Genomic DNA, 16962 nt, shown 5'->3' with positions numbered 1-16962 from the left:
TATCGATATACGACATGAATAACCAGATCACCATCATCATCCCGACATACAATCGTCCCAGCGAGATTGCGCGGCTGCTTCATTTTCTTGCCGATATGGGGAGTCAGTATCGCGTTCTGGTACTGGACGGCAGCAATGACGACGTGGCCGAAAAAAATCGTGTCGTCATCGATGCGTTTCCATTGGTTGAGCATTATCGTTTCGAATCGTCGTTGCATCTCGGCATGCGTCTTCATAAAGGACTTGAGCTGGTTAAGACGCCCTATGTACTTATGTGTGGCGACGATGACTTCTTTTTCCCAGACGCAGCAGATAGATGTGCCGACTTTCTTGATTCGCACTCCGACTATGCGGCCGCGATAGGGCAGGTATGGTCGCTGCGTTACTATCCGCAGAAATTGGGTATTTCCAATGGCATTGCGCTGGGAAATGATCTAGACGTCGGAAGTCGATTTGATCACGTGCGCTTCATTCAGCGAGCCATGTTCTATTTTGCGTACACAGCTGTAGGCTCGATTCCGCTGTTCTATGCGGTCAGGCGAACAGAGTCAACGCGCAAGGCCTTTTCGTTCATGACGCCGGACATCAAGTATTCATCGATGGAATTGCTGACCAATGGTCTTTTGCTGATTGATGGCAAGGTTGCCAAATTGGCGACACCATTTGGTTTGCGCGATTATGGTTCGGTCACCACAAGAGATCCGGAACGCGAAGGCGCTACCCGCTACATCCCTCATGAAGATATCGCATACATCCGGCCACTGTTGGTGGATGCCTTAATGCGCAAGGAAGCACTCGAAGCCGGCTACGCCGAATATACGGTGGATTCGTTGCTGCAATTGTGGGAAGTGGATGCTATCCCTATGGAGGTCTCGACAGAATCTAGCTGGCGTTCCAGGATGCGTTCCGGGCAATACTATTTTCTTTGCCTTGCCGGAATCTTGGCGCCAACTTGGTTATCGGGTGTATTGGGTATGCCACCGGCGACGTATCGCGCCATATTGGGCGCGCATCAACGTTTTACTGCACGGCGGTCATCTACTTGAAGTGAATGCCTTTTTCCTCAAGTTCTGCAGGCGTCCCGCTGGTAACAAGTTTTCCTTGATCCAATACGTGGATATCATCGCATAGCAACATCGTTGCGGAATGATGCGCAATAATGAAAATGGTGATTTCACCACGCAATTTTTGCAAGGTTTCGGCGATCGCTTGTTCTGTTTCGTGATCTAGTGCCGAGGTGGCTTCATCCAGGATGAGGACACTCGGGCGACGATACAGCGCACGTGCAATACCAATGCGCTGGCGCTGTCCACCTGACAATCTCGCGCCTCTTTCTCCCAGTCGTGTATTTAGCTTGAGCGGCAGAGTCGACACAAAGTCGTGCAGGCTGGCTTGTGTCAACACCGTATTGATGCGAGCATCGTCAATGTTGTCGTCATTCTCTCCGAGCGCGATGTTGCGACGGATCGTATCGTCCAGCAAGAAGATTTGCTGTGGTACGTAGCCGATCGTGGCGCGCCATGCACGTAGATTTGACCAGATGCTCTTTCCATCCACTGTGATGTCGCCGCTGTCCGAATGGTGGAGGCCAAGCAGGATATCGAGCAGGGTGGACTTGCCGGCGCCGGAGCGGCCAGCGATACCTACGGTCCGCCCGCGGGGGACCGAGAATTCGAGTCCTTCAAGTGCAGGACGTTGGCTTTGTTCGTAGCTATAACCTACATTGGAGAAGTGGATGCCATCACATAATGTCCAGTCATCAAGGCTTAGGTGATTGTCCTGTTCAGGTGGCGGAGCATGCGCTATGTCGGCTATATATGTGTCGATATAAACAATATTTGTGCGAATGGTGGCAATCGCATTCCAGACCCGGTTTGCAGAGGGGATCAGGCGGAGCGACGCGGCGCCGAAGAGCGCCATTATCGGTAAAACGTTCTCGGGTTTATCATAGCTCATCAGGAGTGCGGCCAGCGCAACCATGGCCAGGATAGCGACTAGCTCCATGAACAGTCTTGGTGCTTGCAGAATATACTGGGTCTTTAGGGTAAGTTCCGAAAAGTCCTTAAAATTCTTCAGATAGCGATCGTGAAAATAGGACTCCCGGTGAGCTACCTTGATTTCCTTGATGCCGCCTAAAGTCTGATTGATCCACTTCATGGTTTCGACTGCAGCGCTATTGGCTTCCTTACCCAAGCGTGCGAGATGTGATTTGAAAAAAAAGAAAAGTGCGCCCACGATCATGCCAAGCAGGGTTATTGAAACTAGCGTAATGATCGGATGGTAAGCAATAAGTAAGGCTGCAGCGAAGACGATCAGAAGGCTTTCTGTTGCAACGACGCTGATACTGAGAAGACTGTTGACAATTGAAACTGGTACGTTGATCGCGTTCCGCACTAGCTCTGACGAATTTTTCTGTAAGTGTGTTTCGTACGGCCAAGTCAGATAGCGCGTCAAGAGTTTGGAAGAAAGAGCGGTCTGATAGCGGGCAAGAACATGATTCTGGTGCAGCCCCAGCAATAGCGTGATTGCTGCTTTTGCTGCAAGGAAGGCTGAGATGGTAAGACCAACGAGTAGAACCGCTGTCAGGCGATTTTCCGACATGTCGAACGTGCCGTGAAAATACTTGGTGTTCGCCGCACTCAGTAGTTCGGGCTTGAGAAGTACCGTCACGAAGAGTGGAATGACGCCGACGCCGATCAATTCGAGCAGTGCTACGACGACACAGGACAGGAAAAACAGTGGAAGGCGGAATTTTGAGTCATCGGCATCACGTAAAACTGTCCACAATTGGCGAATCATGCAAGCTTTCTTAAGGAAAATGGTAGTAAAATTCTGCGTTTTAGCGCTATCTTCAAATTTTACCATTCGCTGTCGGCGGTAAATTGAGCTTCAAAGAAAAACGAAGCAGGCTGGCTTTACGCCTAAGGAAATTTGGTAGCTTCATCGATCAGAATGGGCTTATTCACTGCTCGAGGAAACGGTATTGGGCAAGCGCCAGGTTTTAGCGAGCCATAAAAACAAACGTAAGTATTTGAAATTATCTAATGGCTGATTCCATGACAATATCAGCATTGAAGTCCGATGCAAGTACGCCAATTTCCTTTGCTCCTCGTATCTCGATCGTTACCGTTGTTCGCAACGGGGTTCGTTTTATCGGACAAACTATCGAGAGTGTCTTGCAACAATCCTATCCTCACATTGAGTATATCGTCATTGATGGAGGGTCTACGGACGGGACTGTTGACGCCATCAAGGTTCATGCCGACAGGTATGCCTATTGGATCAGTGAAAAGGATGCAGGTATTTCCGATGCTTTCAACAAAGGTCTGGCGCACACCACCGGCGAATATGTGCTGTTCCTGAACGCCGACGATGCATTGGCTGGCCCCGACGTAATCGAGCGTATGGTGACATTGATTGAGCAATACAGCCAGCCGGCGATTCTATATGGAGATTGCGACTTGCTGGATCGCGAAAGCGAGCAAGTGCTCAGTCGTACCTCCATTGATTTCGTGCCGAGCAAGATGATGTACGGTCATATGATCCCGCAGCCGAGCATGTTGACGCATCGTTCCTACTTTGAAAAATATGGCAATTTCGATCACGCTTTCAAACTTGCCATGGATTATGAATGGCTGTTGCGCGGAGCATTGGTTGAGCGGGTCGTGCATGTGCCCATGCTGGTGACATGCGTTCACGATGGAGGTGTCAGTACACAATCGCGTAGCAAGGCGATCGATGAAATCTCGAGGGCATTGAAGAAGAATCTCTGGATACGTTCCTGGGTTGGTGAGTGTAAGTTGCGCGGTTATTTTTTGGCCCGGTCTCTTGCCAAGGTTGTGCTTAAGACCTTAGGTCTCTACAAAAAACATAAATGAAGGCGTTTGATGAATGCCTTTTGTGCTGCGCAGGAGTAAAGAATTGAGTTTAAATTTGAGAGCGATAGCAAGAAACTGGGTTAAGGCGATGCTCTATCCGAGGCCGATCGTCGGTTTGCTGTATCTGCCGACCTTTTTTTTGCATTGGTCGAGATATCGCAAGGCTGCAGCGGCAACCGGCCAAATCTTGCGATATGGGGACATGCAACCTTCGCTAGGGGACTGGAGCACCCATACTCCCTTCGACGCTCACTATTTCTATCAAGGGGCTTGGCTCGCGAGAAAGCTTCGCGCGTCAGCGCCGCAACATCATTTCGATATTAGTTCAAGCGTGCTTACGATCAGCGTGTTGAGTGCATTCGTGGACGTGACTTTTATTGATTATCGACCGCTCAAGGCGCGCTTGTCCGGACTGACGTGTGGTAGTGGCGATATTCTGGCATTGTCCAATGCGGACGACTCGGTAAATTCACTGTCGTGTTTGCACGTCATTGAGCATATCGGTCTGGGGCGCTATGGCGATCCAATTGATCCAGAAGGTTCTAACAAGGCTGCTCGTGAATTGGCTCGGGTGATAGCGCAGGGAGGAACGCTGTATCTTTCTCTGCCGGTGGGGCGTGAACGAATTTGCTTCAATGCGCATCGTGTGCATGCAGCCGAAAGTGTCGTGGCGATGTTTCCCGGGTTGACGTTGGTGGATTTTTCTTTGGTAGATGACGCGGGTGCATTTCATGAGAATGTGGTACTCGAAAATGCTCGTGATCTTGAATATGGCTGCGGTATGTTTACTTTTCAAAAATCTTGAAAATCCTTTGTGTTTTTGGCGAGCATAACTATGGCGATCCACGCCGTGGCGAAGGCTATGAGTATGTCAATTTTCTACCCGCCCTGCGTAAGCTCGGGCATGACGTAGTGTTTTTTGAGTCATACAATAAGAGCGCCTATACCGACTTTGCTGCGCTGAACCAGGCCTTGCTTAAGACGGTGGTTCGCGAAGATCCTGATGCGATCTTTTTTGTACTCTTCGGGTACGAAGTCTGGCTGGAGACGCTTGAGCTCTTGCGCGAGAAGTCCCGTGCTGTGCTGATCAACTGGGCTACTGACGACTCTTGGAAATACGCGCAGTTTTCTCGATTTCTGGCGCCGTATTTTGACCTCTACGCCACTACCTATCCGGAAGCGCAGGCACGTGCGAGCGCGAGCGGTATGTCGCATGTAAGGCTCTTACAATGGGCGGCGAACTCCGATGCGCTGCTTGCGCCGTTGCCATCTGCAGAGTGCAAGCATGACGTGACTTTCGTCGGCACTTCTTATGGTAATCGTCCGCAGTGGATTGCCAAGCTGATTCAACAAGGTGTTCCGGTGGCTTGCTATGGCAAGGGATGGAACAATGGGGTTGTGCCAGCGCAGCAAATGCAGAGCATCATCCGCGAATCACGTATTACTTTGAATTTCGGCGATTCAGGAGTTGTGTTCAAGGGGATCTTGCCGACCAAGAGTCGGCAGATAAAGGCGCGTATTTTCGAAGTTCCCGGTGCCGGTGGTTTTCTAATGACAGAACCAGCTGAACGGCTTGAGAAATACTTTAGCGTGGGCTCCGAGATGGCAGTGTTTTCGACCATCGATGATTTGGTTCCTCAAATTAGGCATCTACTGAAGCATCCCGAAGAGCGTGATGCCGCCGCGCAACGTGGTTTTCGTCGGGTTATGGCTGAGCATACCTATGAAGCGCGCTTTTCCGGTTTGCTGCGGGAGGCCGCTGACTTGCTGGCAGCTCGCCCATCCGGGCGTCTTGGTACGGACGATATTGCCCGTTTTGAAGCGCATATGACGGCGCATCGCCATGTCGGTCTTGGGTTGCGATTGTTGAAAGCGGTGCTAGTAACAGCATTTCGGCCATTCGTGGGTGCTGAGCGAGCCGAGCGAGCAGGACGCCGGCTTTTGTTGGAGGCCAGCTGGCGTTTGTGCGGTGCGGTGACTTATTCTGCGAAGGGATGGGTCGGTCGTTTATTTTATGCAGCCAGTTAGTTGATGTGCGTCATCGCCAATACGGAAGCATGGTTGCGGATACTGTTATTTACAGGGAATTAAGTGGTGTCTTTACGATGGCTGTAGCAGGTGCCTGCCCTGTTTTGCCATAATGAGCAGCGTGCAATATCATTTTTCGATAAGCGTCGGCGCGAATGCGCCCGTGATTAGTCCATTTTCTCGAACTACCGGAAACCACCGTGTTTCATTGACTTCAGGATCACTATGGAAGTAGCGCCAATTGCCTTGTTTGTTTATAAGCGCCCTGAGCATACGCGACAGACCTTGGCTGCGCTCAAGGCAAATCATTTGGCCAAGGATAGTGATCTGATTATCTTTTCCGATGCGCCACGCAGTGGCGCTGATGCACATGCCGTCGCGGAAGTGCGCCAACAGTTTGATGCGCTCCAAGGTTTTAAGTCAGTCTCTCTGGTCGCGCGTGAAAGCAATCTCGGGTTGGCCGACTCAATCATTGATGGTGTTGGCAGGGTATGCCGAGACCATGGACGCGTCATTGTGCTGGAAGATGATCTGGTGACTTCCCCCTATTTCTTGTCCTACATGAACGAAGGTTTGCAGCGCTATGAGGCTGAATCCAGAGTGGCAAGCATCCACGGTTATGTTTATCCCTGTGGGACTGTTTTACCCGAGACGTTTTTCCTGCGTGGAGCCGATTGTTGGGGATGGGCAACTTGGGCGCGCGCCTGGCAGGATTTCAATGCCGATGGAGATGAGCTTCTGAAGGCGCTGAAGTCACAAAGGCTGACGCGGCTGTTCGATTTTGACGGCACTGCCGACTATGTAGGCATGCTGGAGGCACAAATTGCCGGAAAGAACGATTCATGGGCTATCCGCTGGTACGCAAGTACCTTTCTGTTGAACAAGCTTACCTTGTATCCGGGCAAGAGTCTGGTGCTCAATATTGGTATGGATGACAGCGGTACGCACTGCCAGCCTACCGATGCTCATTCCGGGGAGCTTTGCATGACACCGGTGCCGGTTCGGGCTATCGCGATCGAAGATAGTACCGGAGGACGCGATGCTTTTACGCGTTACTTCCGCGAGGGTAAAGTGTCGCTGGCACAGCGCGTATGGAAAAAAATGTCATCGATGGTGAAACGCGTATGAGGAGTGGGAGCCGGGTTCGTTACTGGCTGCGGATGTGTTTGCCTCCGTTGCTTGTTGATGCATATAGAAAATGGGCGCGCAAAGGTGTGCGTTTTGTTGGGGCCTATCCAGATTGGGCGAGCGCGCGGGCAGCTTCGGTCGGTTATGACGCACAACTGATTCTGGACAGGGTCTCGACTGCACAAGACAAGGTTCTTCGCGGCGAGGCCGCATACGAACGTGATTCGGTAACATTTGATGTTGTTGAATACCCTTTCCCGTTGCTTGCGGGTTTGCTACGTGCGGCCAACGAGACAGGGGGGGCGTTGCGGGTGATTGATTTTGGTGGTGCTCTAGGTAGTACTTATTTTCAGTGCAGGGCATTTCTTGATCGACTGCCCATGGTGCATTGGCACGTGGTTGAGCAAGCCAATTTCGTCGAACATGGAAGGGCTCGGTTCGAGTCGGATCGTTTGCGTTTCGTGTCCACCATCTCTGCATCGCAGGAAATCATGCGGCCGGATGTTGTGCTGTTTTGCAGCGTTCTACAATACATCGAAGATGTCGCAGTACGACTGCAGGAGGCTATCGATTCAGGGTGTGCTTACATCATCATTGACCGTACGCCGATGTCGGTACTCGACGATGATGCCTTGTGCGTACAGCATGTCCCAGCAGAAATATATGCAGCCAGTTATCCGTGTGCGATATTGAGTGAGGCGCGTTTGCGTAGCTTGTTGGATGATCATTTCGAATTGATCGCCGAATTTGATGCGCTCGGAGGTGGTGGGGAGGTCGAGGGTGTCAAGACCGCTGTGCCGTTTTTCTATAAAGGAATGATCTGGCGGAAACGCTGACATGACAAAGAACATGAATTATTTCAATCGTTTTGCGGACAAGAAAGTGCTGATTACCGGAGGTCTCGGTTTCATCGGTTCTGCGCTGGCTCGTACACTCGTCGCAAATGGTGCCAAGGTGACTGTGGTGGACAGCCTGATTCCCGAGTATGGAGGTAATCTGTTCAATGTGGACGGAATAAAGGAAAGTATCAGCATCAATATCAGCGATGTACGCGATCCATTCGCCATGGCTTATTTGTTGAGGGGGCAGGAGTATCTTTTCAACCTGGCAGGTCAGACCAGTCACATGGATTCCATGCATAACCCTCAGACTGACCTAGACATCAATGCAGCGGCACAATTGTCAATACTGGAAGCCTGCAAGAAGCATAATCCTGCCATAAAGATAGTATTTGCCAGTACCCGTCAATTGTATGGCAAGCCTGCGTACTTGCCGGTGGATGAAGCGCATCCCATACGTCCGGTGGACGTCAACGGCATTAATAAGTTGGCGGGCGAGTGGTACCACATTCTCTACAACAACGTGTATGGCATCAAGGCTTGCGCCTTGCGACTCACAAATACCTATGGTCCTGGCATGCGCGTCAAGGACGCGAGACAGACTTTTCTGGGTGTATGGATGCGCAATATCGTCGAAGGAAAGCCTGTTCAGGTTTTTGGCGACGGCACACAATTGCGTGACTTTAATTACGTTGACGATGTAGTCGATGCGCTATTGCTTGCCGCCTTGAGCGAAGACTCCAACGGAGAGATATTCAACCTCGGCAGCTCTGAAGTGATTAATCTCAAGGATTTGGCCGCCAAACTTGACGCTATGCACGCAGGAAGCCGCCATCAAATCGTCCCATTTCCGCCGGAGCGCAAGGCGATTGATATCGGTGATTACTATAGCGATTTCACCAAGATACGCACAGCTCTTGGATGGACACCCAAAGTAGGGCTGGACCAGGGATTGCGTCAATCGCTGGAATATTATCAACAACATTGGCGCCACTATTGGGAGTCTATGCAATGATTTTGATGAATGATTTCAAGGCTGAGCCAGAGGAGCTTGTGCAGCGTCAGCTCGCTGCCGTCGAACGTGTATTGCGCTCAGGCTGGTACATTCTGGGAAAAGAAGTAAAGGATTTTGAGGCGGCTTGGGCCAATTGCTGCGGCGTGGCGGAGGCAGTAGGTGTCGCCAATGGGATGGACGCTATCGAAATAGGTTTGCGGACGCTTGGCATCGGCGCCGGAGACGAAGTGATCACAACGCCGATGACGGCGTTTGCGACTGTGCTGGCTATTTTCCGCGTGGGTGCTCAGCCAGTATTGGCCGATATCGATGCCGATACCGCTTTATCCAGCATGGACAGTGTGGCGCGCTGTATTTCTTCCAAGACCAAGGCGGTATTGTTGGTGCACATGTACGGTCAACTGTCTGACATGGCCAAATGGCAGGAATTCTGTCGCCTGCAAGGTATTCTGTTGCTCGAGGATTGCGCCCAGGCGCATCTTGCGCAGTGGAGCGGTAATGTAGCAGGTTCTTTCGGCGCATATGGCGCCTACAGTTTTTATCCGACCAAGAATCTGGGAGCAATTGGCGACGCCGGGGCTTTGGTTACCAACGACTTCGAATTGGCGGAGCGCGCACGAGTGATACGCAATTATGGGCAGAGCGAGCGGTATCATCATCCGGAGCTCGGTCTCAATAGCCGCCTTGACGAATTACATGCAGCCATGCTGACCGAGCGTCTGAAGTGGCTTGATAGCTTTACCGTACGCCGTCGGGAGGTCGCAGAGGCATACCATGCCAACGTCAAGAATCCAGCCATCACGATGCTTGCGTTGCCGTTGCAGAGCAAAAGTCACGTGTATCACTTATTCGTTGTGAGATGTGAGGAACGTGATCGTTTGAGTAAATATTTGACGGCTGCCGGCGTCGCCAACCTTGCACACTATCCGATACCCGCACATCAGCAGCGGCCATGTGCAGAAGTCCGGGTTGACCCCAATGGATTACCGGCGGTTGAGGCGCATGCAAAGACATGTCTTTCGATCCCGTGCCATCCACAGATGACCGATGACGATGTTGCGAAAGTGGTTGAGGTTGTAAATGCATTCAAGTAGCACGACGGAACATTATGTCACCCTGTTTGATAGTAACTATCTTCCGATGGGCGTGTGCTTGCATAGTTCTTTGATGGAGCATGCTCACTCTTTTCATTTGTGGATTGTTTGCATGGACGAGCTGGCAGAGACGCAACTACGCCAACTCGACTTACCTCATGTCTCTCTGTTGCCGCTTCGTGAAGTGGAAACGGAGGCGCTTCTTGCAATCAAGCAGGGGCGTTCCAGAGGAGAATATTGCTGGACTCTGACGCCGTTTACGCCGCAGTTTGTATTTGACCGCGATATTACGGTAGAACGCGTCACATATTTAGATGCGGACCTGTTTTTCTTTGGTTCTCCAGAGATTCTTTTGCAGGAACTGGAGGACGGTGGAAAAGATGTTTTGATCACACCCCATGCATATGCGCCGGAATATGATCACTCGCGGACGGCAGGAATTTATTGCGTACAATTCGTAACGTTCTTGCGTAACGAGGGTGGATTGAAGGTATTGAAGTGGTGGCAGGAGCGTTGCCTTGAATGGTGCTTTGCCAGACTGGAGGATGGCAAATGCGGCGATCAAATGTACTTGGATGATTGGCCTTCTCGTTTTTCGGGAGAAGTGCATGTTTTGAAGCAAGTGGAAAAAACCTTGGGGCCATGGAATGTGAGGCACTTCCTGAAGGCCTTTCCAGATTTGCAACCAGTCTTTTATCATTTTCATTCTTTAAGAATTGTTGCCGTAGACGCTTTGCATTTATGTTCCAATTACCGTCTGGGTAAAGGACGGCACTACTACGACCGTTATGTTATTGCTATTCAGTCGACGTTTCGCCTGCTGCGTCAAAATGGCATGCCAATACCAGTTTTAGCTCCGACAAAACAAAGAACAGATATCTTGCGCAAGTTCAAGAGATGGCTGTTTCAGCATGTTATTTATCAGCGACTTCCTGCTCAGAAATGAGCGGCTCGTCAAGCATCGTCCCCTCTTGAAGGAGCGCTCCCCCGAAATCATTCCCGTGATTTTCTCCGGTCATTGTAGGAAATGTGCGTGTGGCAATTTTGCAACGCCCGGTGGGATAGGCTGGTGTTGTACACTCTCGGCTATAAAACTGGTGCCAGTGAATGCGAAAAAGTATTATTGAATTATCAAGATTTTACAAGCAGTGCATCGTTGTCGGAGCCGATATCCTTATGTCGGTCGTGGCAACGTGGAGTGCTTTTTCCTTGCGTCTTGACATATTGCATTGGCCGCAAGGCTATCAATGGCATGTCTATCAGATGGCACCGCTAATTGCAGTACCGATTTTTATCCGGTTAGGATTGTACCGAGCGGTATTTCGCTATACCGGCTTGTCTGCAATGATTGCAATTGCCAAGGCGGTGGCAATTTATGGACTCACTCTGTTTACTCTGCTTTTCTGGTTGGCATTACCTGATGTGCCTCGGTCAGTCGGACTGCTGCAGCCACTCTTGCTCCTGATCATGGTCGGAAGTAGCAGAGCATTTGCACGGTTTTGGTTGAATCATATAGTAGCGAATCAACGTGACCGGAAGGATTCCAGGCTATTGATTTATGGCGCGGGAGGGGCCGGGGCGCAAATTGCGAGCGCTTTGACACAACGACATCAATCAATATTGATTGGTTTTCTCGACGATGATAGTCAGTTGCATGGGAAGACGATTAACGGCCAACGGGTTTATAAGCCGGATGACATCGAAGATCTGGTATCCCGATACGGTGTTACGGATGTCTTGCTTGCATTGCCGAGTGTCACGCGTAGCCGTCGTAATGAAATTTTGGCCGCTCTGCGAAAATATCAGGTGCATGTACGATCGCTACCGGATCTGACAGATCTGGCACATGGAACCGTGACCGTGTCTGATATCCGTGAGTTGGATATACTTGATTTGCTAGGGCGCGATCCCGTACCTCCGAATCTTGAGTTGATTGGGCGTCACATAAGCGGAAAAACAGTCTTGGTTACCGGAGCAGGAGGCAGTATTGGCGGTGAGCTGTGCCGGCAGATCATGGTGGCAAAGCCAACGAGATTGCTGCTTCTTGATCATAACGAATTCAGCTTGTATACAATCCATCGAGAGCTTGAGACCAAGCTGGAAGAGACTCAGCAAAGGATAGAGCTTGTGCCGTTGCTCGGCAGTGTGCGTGACTATCGCCGCCTCAGTGAGATCTGCAAAACTTGGAAACCTCATACTGTCTATCACGCAGCAGCATACAAGCATGTCCCTCTCGTCGAGCATAATCCAGTAGAGGGGATCCGTAATAACGTTCTTGGTACCTATAATTTAGCTCGTGCTGCCACCGAAAATGGGGTCAGTGATTTTGTGCTGATTAGTACAGACAAGGCCGTACGACCGACAAATGTCATGGGCGCGACGAAGCGTCTCGCGGAAATGATTTTGCAAGCATTGTCCATCAATGACTATCCCGTATTTGATGTCGATGCTTCTGTTAGCCCAGTAGTTAGCAACAAAACGCGTTTTTCCATGGTGAGATTCGGCAATGTACTTGGGTCATCCGGCTCGGTTATTCCGTTGTTTCGTCAACAGATCAAGGATGGTGGTCCAATAACCGTTACTGATGTCAATGTGACGCGCTACTTCATGACAATTCCAGAAGCGGCTCAATTGGTTGTCCAAGCGGCGGCAATGGCTGATGGCGGCGACGTGTTTGTACTTGATATGGGGGATTCGGTAAAAATCATCGATCTAGCGCGGCGGATGATTCGTTTGTCCGGGCTCACGATAAGAGATGATGACAATCCCTATGGGGACATCGAGATCAAGGTAACGGGCTTACGCCCCGGAGAAAAACTTTATGAAGAGCTCCTGATCGGTGATCATCCCCAGCCAACCATGCATGTACGAATCATGAAAGCGCATGAAGATTTTCTCGCTTGGAATGTGTTGACAAAAGAACTGCAAATATTGTTCAACGCTGCCGATAACAACGATATCGATACAATTTCTCGGATGTTGGCCAAACTAGTCTCAGGATATACCCCAGTCAATGACGTTGTTGATCTGGTCTATCTAGCAGAAGGTGTAGAAGGTTCGCAGTAAGTTGTCGTTTGTAGGTTTGGTACTCATTCCTTATTTTTAATATTTTCTGAGCAGATGCATTTACTGTTTTTTATTTTTAACGCTTGGGACATGAGCAGGAGATGCTTGGATTTTTTCTTCAGCGACGTCAGATTGAGGCAGGATTTTTTGTTGGATGGCGCGTTGCATCAAGCGTCAACGTTAAGTCGGGAAACGAGATGCGCCTGAGTAAGCGATTTTTTGATATTGCATTAGCATTACCTGTTCTGCTGCTGCTGGCATTGCCTGTTGCATTTGTCGCTCTTGCAGTGCGTTTTACTTCGCCGGGGCCGATATTGTATTGGTCGGACCGGGTCGGGAAGGGGAATCGTATTTTTCGCATGCCAAAGTTCCGTACGATGTGGATCGGGACACCCGCGGTGGCGACGCATTTACTCACTAATCCGGGTTCACATCTCACACCTATCGGCTCGTTTCTGCGTAAATCGAGTTTGGACGAATTGCCGCAGATATGGAGCATCGTGCGAGGCGATATGAGTTTTGTCGGGCCGAGACCCGCGTTATATAACCAAGACGATTTGATCGCGCTTCGTACGCAATGCGGCGTGCACGTTTTGGTGCCGGGACTGACTGGCTGGGCTCAGGTTAACGGACGGGATGATATTCCAATTCCACGCAAGGTTATGCTTGACGGCGAATATATGGCTCAACAGTCCTGCTGGCTTGATTGCAAGATATTGTGGATGACTTTTTTGAAAGTCATCAAGCGCGATGGCGTTACCCACTGATAGGTAGCGATTGAACTCGGGATAGGGGAGAATCGAGAAATTCCTCTCCCCCTTCCTGTTTGGGCTTGCAGTTGTACCGTTAGAAGCGAATGCTGTTTAAAAAATCTCTGCTGGGGAGATTCCAAGTACGGCCGTAACGCCATTGCGCGTTTTATGTCTGCGCTTGGCTACGCTTTTCTTGCGATATCGTTTAAAAAAGATAGATACGCAGGAATGAACAGTTTTCGAGAAAACATTTCGGCGGTTATGGTGGCCTGTCGTTTGATATTGGAAACGTTATATTCTTCCGTAGTAACGACTTGAATCAAATCGGCATAAGTCGAGAGAGCGTTATTCTTCACCAGATAGCCGTTCTGTCCATCCAACACGAGACTGCGGATTCCCTCGATATCGTTCGCGATGACAACGCAGCCGCATGCCATCGCCTCCAGCACAGCATAGGACAAGCCCTCATGCAAGCTTGGCATAATTAAAATATCGGAATTCGACAGGATTTCCGGAATATTGCTCACAAATCCCAAGCAGATCACGTTGTCCGGGACTCGTGGCAAGAATCGCGATACGTCAGCGGGAGTTGCCCCGCAAAGGACCAGTTTATATTTTGGGTCTTTAAGGTAGTTCGCCCAAACATGAAGCGCCCGTTCGAAACCCTTGCGTCGCTCCGGACGTCCTACAAAAGCTACGACAACATCATCCTCTGAAATGCGATTTTCCGTTCGCCAGATGGAGTCCTTGTAGCGCTCTCTGTTGTAAGTATCGATATCCAGCCCGCATGCAGATCCATTGAGGATTGTTGCGGGTTGAATCTGATCGCTCACGTGCTTAAGCAGTTTGACCATGTCAGATGATACGGTCAGAATTCTGGTCGCCAGAAAACAGTTGAGTCGCTCGAAAAAACGCAAGATCCAGCGCATTACTCCAGCATATCCAACATACGGGACGCCGTGATTGAAATAGACTCTCACCTTTACTCTCATCAACCATGCTGCGAGCAATGGGAGCGGAGATGATTTCGTGTTGTGGCTGATAAGGACATCTGGTTTGCGTGCTTTGATCAGCATGCAAATTTGAAAGAACGCGAACGGCAAGAAAAACAAATTACGGATGGAAAGGTCATACGCGATTTCCACCTCACTAAGCTTGGATTTTCTAGTTGATGTAATGAGTTCTGAAGTATATCCATGGCTACGCTCTCCCTCAATCAGAGGGTCGATGAACAGCGCAGCCATTCTTCCGTTAGGGTGAAAGTGAAGTATCTTCATAGCGGTTGTAATCAGTGAAACGGAATAACAGCAACAATGGCGCCATATAAAACAGGGCCTCAAAATTGGTTCGCCACCTAGACGCGGAACCTGGATTCAGGAGTCCGAAAGGTGCATGAAGAATCATGATCGATATGATTGCTGGCACCAAGCACCACCAATAAATTCGCAAAAATAAAGTCGTTCCTATAAATTCTTGTTTGCTTGCGTATCTGTATATGAAAATTGGGGACAGTAGAATAAGTACCCCTTCCAGAAAGAACGGAAGGAATTCAGGTCGAGTGAGTAACTCGGATGGCAAAGGCCCTACGATGCCTACAATAAATCCCAGCAGGACAATTTTTCTAAAATGGTCAAATCCCGAGTCGGAATTCGGCACCATATCAAATAGCACGAATCTGCTCGAACGCGCCGACGCTTCAATCCCGCCGAACCCTCTGTAAAGCAGATCTGACCATACATAAAAGTAAACCGCTAATGCCGCCACAATAATGGTCGCCAACAGAACGGGCCAAGCTTTGCTTCCCAATTTTTTGATAATACCCGTGGAAAAAAATAGCCATACGATTGCCACACCATAGTGTGGTCGCAGGAGGCCGCAGATACCTAGTGCCATACATGCAGCAAGCAAATCCAAAAGGTTAAGCTTTGCGACAACGTATTTTGACCAAATCACGAGCAAGAGGTTGAAGCAGCCAAAATATAAGGCTTCCTTGCCAACGATTGAAGTCCAGACCAGAGAGCTTGGGAGCAAAAGCATCCACACAAATATCCAGCGCCGACCGCCGGTAGCAAAATAGTAGATCAGCCCTGCTGTTGAGATAAGACCAAATACCACGTGGGCGAAAAAGGCTCCTCCCAGGCTATTCAACGTGATCGCCAGTTTGTGGATAAGTTGCGTCCTTAGAAGCGGATCAATAGCGTAGTAGCCGCTTAAATACAACTTAGAATCAACCAACGGTGAAAATCTGGCGAAGACCAGCGTCGCAAACAACGCCCCCAATATCTTGATTGCTATCAACGCACTAATTTTCCCCGAGGTGCTCTCTACGGTTCTGGAGTGATTGGTTGTCACGACATACCTCGCAATTTGCTTATCCAACCCTGAGGAAGAATTGACTTTGCTGCAATTACAAGCAGCGCCTTGAGCGCTATGCGCGTCATGCAGGCCACCATTTTCATGCCCGTCATATTTTTTGAGACGATCACGAGATATTCTCTATAAGAAATGAGTGGTTGGCTCGAGGCCACACCATCTACTTCCACTGCAGTCAATGGCGCTGGTGTCAATGCGAAGGCAACGGCATTCGGACGGCTGCGCACGTATAGGTCATAGTCCGCAGCGATCTTGTATCGGATGTTGTAGGGGTGAGCATGAATGAACTCGGCGGAGAACAGCATGGCCTGATGTGATGTGGGCATTTGATGCGATCCTGTTTTTCGAGCGGAAATAATCTTTTTGGCACCATTGCTTTCGATTTGTGCGAAAGCAAAGCAAACTATGTCAATTGCTGCCTCATCGCCGACCGATTTGCTCCAAGCCGCAATGCCGTCGGGAGTCGCCAACATGCAGTCGCCACAGTTGAGGAAAAGAAGAAATTTCCCCTTGCTTTTTTGTATGCCTTGATTCATCGCATCGTAGATGCCTTTGTCAGATCCAGAATAAAACCTGAAATTGGCAATGGCCGACTGCGAAGATGCCAGAGACATCGTGTGGTCTGTTGATCCGCCGTCCATCACTATGTGCTCAAATCTTGCATCGCCATAGAACTGCTGCAGACTCTGGATCGTCTGGGACAGTCGATCAGCATCGTTACGTGTGACCGTGATAATCGACAGCAATATGTCTGTCTGCGCCGACTCGTGTAAAACTTTGTTCATCAGA

General features: G+C 49.9%; 15 protein-coding genes. 11 read left to right on the top strand and 4 right to left on the bottom strand.

The window, feature by feature from the left end; genetic code table 11:
• Positions 1 to 14 precede the first annotated feature (14 nt).
• Positions 15 to 1046 (top strand): TIGR00180 family glycosyltransferase, encoded by a 1032-nt coding sequence (locus tag hmeg3_RS21235; RefSeq protein WP_094565512.1) that lies wholly within the window; start codon positions 15 to 17, stop codon positions 1044 to 1046.
• Here the strand turns inward: hmeg3_RS21235 and hmeg3_RS21230 are convergent.
• The gene (locus hmeg3_RS21230) at positions 1039 to 2865 is read right to left on the bottom strand and encodes an ABC transporter ATP-binding protein (protein ID WP_094565511.1); all 1827 of its coding nucleotides are present in this window, start codon (positions 2863 to 2865) and stop codon (positions 1039 to 1041) included. The genes hmeg3_RS21235 and hmeg3_RS21230 overlap by 8 nt on opposite strands.
• Before the next feature lie 179 nt (positions 2866 to 3044).
• Here hmeg3_RS21230 and hmeg3_RS21225 point away from each other — a divergent pair, with 179 nt between their 5' ends.
• The 10 genes from hmeg3_RS21225 (at position 3045) to hmeg3_RS21180 (ending at position 13815) form a co-directional block, all read left to right on the top strand.
• Positions 3045 to 3878 carry a glycosyltransferase family 2 protein gene (locus tag hmeg3_RS21225; protein WP_094565510.1) on the top strand — a complete coding sequence of 278 codons (834 nt, stop codon included), beginning with the start codon at positions 3045 to 3047 and terminating at the stop codon, positions 3876 to 3878.
• Positions 3879 to 3891: 13 nt separating this feature from the next.
• Positions 3892 to 4683 carry a DUF268 domain-containing protein gene (locus hmeg3_RS21220; RefSeq protein WP_198361734.1) on the top strand — a complete coding sequence of 264 codons (792 nt, stop codon included), beginning with the start codon at positions 3892 to 3894 and terminating at the stop codon, positions 4681 to 4683.
• Positions 4680 to 5906: a glycosyltransferase gene (locus tag hmeg3_RS21215; RefSeq protein ID WP_094565509.1), complete on the top strand. Its 1227-nt coding sequence runs from the start codon at positions 4680 to 4682 to the stop codon at positions 5904 to 5906. The genes hmeg3_RS21220 and hmeg3_RS21215 overlap by 4 nt, the downstream gene beginning before the upstream one ends.
• A gap of 225 nt (positions 5907 to 6131) precedes the next feature.
• A complete protein-coding gene (locus hmeg3_RS21210) occupies positions 6132 to 7034 on the top strand; it encodes a glycosyltransferase (protein WP_094565508.1) in 903 nt (300 codons plus the stop codon).
• The gene (locus hmeg3_RS21205; protein WP_094565507.1) at positions 6998 to 7870 is read left to right on the top strand and encodes a methyltransferase, TIGR04325 family; all 873 of its coding nucleotides are present in this window, start codon (positions 6998 to 7000) and stop codon (positions 7868 to 7870) included. Before hmeg3_RS21210 ends, hmeg3_RS21205 begins: the two co-directional genes overlap by 37 nt.
• A 1-nt stretch (position 7871) precedes the next feature.
• Positions 7872 to 8888 carry an NAD-dependent epimerase/dehydratase family protein gene (locus tag hmeg3_RS21200; RefSeq protein ID WP_232511765.1) on the top strand — a complete coding sequence of 339 codons (1017 nt, stop codon included), beginning with the start codon at positions 7872 to 7874 and terminating at the stop codon, positions 8886 to 8888.
• Complete coding sequence (locus tag hmeg3_RS21195; protein WP_094565506.1) at positions 8885 to 9982, top strand: DegT/DnrJ/EryC1/StrS aminotransferase family protein; 1098 nt, start codon at positions 8885 to 8887, stop codon at positions 9980 to 9982. The genes hmeg3_RS21200 and hmeg3_RS21195 overlap by 4 nt, the downstream gene beginning before the upstream one ends.
• 112 nt (positions 9983 to 10094) lie before the next feature.
• Positions 10095 to 10928, top strand: coding sequence for a hypothetical protein (locus hmeg3_RS21190; protein ID WP_094565505.1), 834 nt, complete (start codon positions 10095 to 10097; stop codon positions 10926 to 10928).
• A 161-nt stretch (positions 10929 to 11089) separates the two neighbouring features.
• On the top strand, positions 11090 to 13048 hold the full coding sequence (locus hmeg3_RS21185) for a nucleoside-diphosphate sugar epimerase/dehydratase (protein ID WP_232511763.1): 1959 nt from the start codon (positions 11090 to 11092) through the stop codon (positions 13046 to 13048).
• Between the two features lie 260 nt (positions 13049 to 13308).
• Entirely contained in the window at positions 13309 to 13815 is a 507-nt protein-coding gene (locus hmeg3_RS21180) for a sugar transferase (RefSeq protein ID WP_369828843.1), read from the top strand.
• Positions 13816 to 13982: 167 nt separating this feature from the next.
• Here the strand turns inward: hmeg3_RS21180 and hmeg3_RS21175 are convergent, their stop codons facing one another.
• From hmeg3_RS21175 to hmeg3_RS21165, 3 genes are read right to left on the bottom strand one after another with little or no spacing between them, the layout of a single operon-like run.
• A complete protein-coding gene (locus hmeg3_RS21175; protein WP_198361733.1) occupies positions 13983 to 15044 on the bottom strand; it encodes a glycosyltransferase in 1062 nt (353 codons plus the stop codon).
• A gap of 7 nt (positions 15045 to 15051) precedes the next feature.
• On the bottom strand, positions 15052 to 16152 hold the full coding sequence (locus hmeg3_RS21170; protein WP_094565502.1) for a hypothetical protein: 1101 nt from the start codon (positions 16150 to 16152) through the stop codon (positions 15052 to 15054).
• Positions 16149 to 16958 carry a glycosyltransferase gene (locus hmeg3_RS21165; protein WP_094565501.1) on the bottom strand — a complete coding sequence of 270 codons (810 nt, stop codon included), beginning with the start codon at positions 16956 to 16958 and terminating at the stop codon, positions 16149 to 16151. Before hmeg3_RS21165 ends, hmeg3_RS21170 begins: the two co-directional genes overlap by 4 nt.
• Positions 16959 to 16962: the final 4 nt, after the last annotated feature.

This window comes from Herbaspirillum sp. meg3, assembly GCF_002257565.1.
Taxonomy (GTDB): Bacteria; Pseudomonadota; Gammaproteobacteria; order Burkholderiales; family Burkholderiaceae_D; genus Herbaspirillum.
The sequence above is the reverse complement of the archived record's forward strand: the minus strand, read 5'-3'. Positions and strand labels throughout refer to the sequence as shown.

What these genes read in the sequence shown, in the direction of transcription:
- hmeg3_RS21200 (WP_232511765.1), top strand. Translation starts at nt 7,872, where the DNA reads ATGACAAAGAACATGAATTATTTCAATCGTTTTGCGGACAAGAAAGTG.
- hmeg3_RS21230 (WP_094565511.1), bottom strand. Translation starts at nt 2,865, where the DNA reads ATGGTAAAATTTGAAGATAGCGCTAAAACGCAGAATTTTACTACCATT.
- hmeg3_RS21185 (WP_232511763.1), top strand. Translation starts at nt 11,090, where the DNA reads ATGCGAAAAAGTATTATTGAATTATCAAGATTTTACAAGCAGTGCATC.
- hmeg3_RS21175 (WP_198361733.1), bottom strand. Translation starts at nt 15,044, where the DNA reads ATGGCTGCGCTGTTCATCGACCCTCTGATTGAGGGAGAGCGTAGCCAT.
- hmeg3_RS21235 (WP_094565512.1), top strand. Translation starts at nt 15, where the DNA reads ATGAATAACCAGATCACCATCATCATCCCGACATACAATCGTCCCAGC.
- hmeg3_RS21225 (WP_094565510.1), top strand. Translation starts at nt 3,045, where the DNA reads ATGGCTGATTCCATGACAATATCAGCATTGAAGTCCGATGCAAGTACG.
- hmeg3_RS21165 (WP_094565501.1), bottom strand. Translation starts at nt 16,958, where the DNA reads ATGAACAAAGTTTTACACGAGTCGGCGCAGACAGACATATTGCTGTCG.
- hmeg3_RS21190 (WP_094565505.1), top strand. Translation starts at nt 10,095, where the DNA reads ATGGACGAGCTGGCAGAGACGCAACTACGCCAACTCGACTTACCTCAT.
- hmeg3_RS21195 (WP_094565506.1), top strand. Translation starts at nt 8,885, where the DNA reads ATGATTTTGATGAATGATTTCAAGGCTGAGCCAGAGGAGCTTGTGCAG.
- hmeg3_RS21220 (WP_198361734.1), top strand. Translation starts at nt 3,892, where the DNA reads ATGCCTTTTGTGCTGCGCAGGAGTAAAGAATTGAGTTTAAATTTGAGA.
- hmeg3_RS21205 (WP_094565507.1), top strand. Translation starts at nt 6,998, where the DNA reads ATGGAAAAAAATGTCATCGATGGTGAAACGCGTATGAGGAGTGGGAGC.
- hmeg3_RS21210 (WP_094565508.1), top strand. Translation starts at nt 6,132, where the DNA reads ATGGAAGTAGCGCCAATTGCCTTGTTTGTTTATAAGCGCCCTGAGCAT.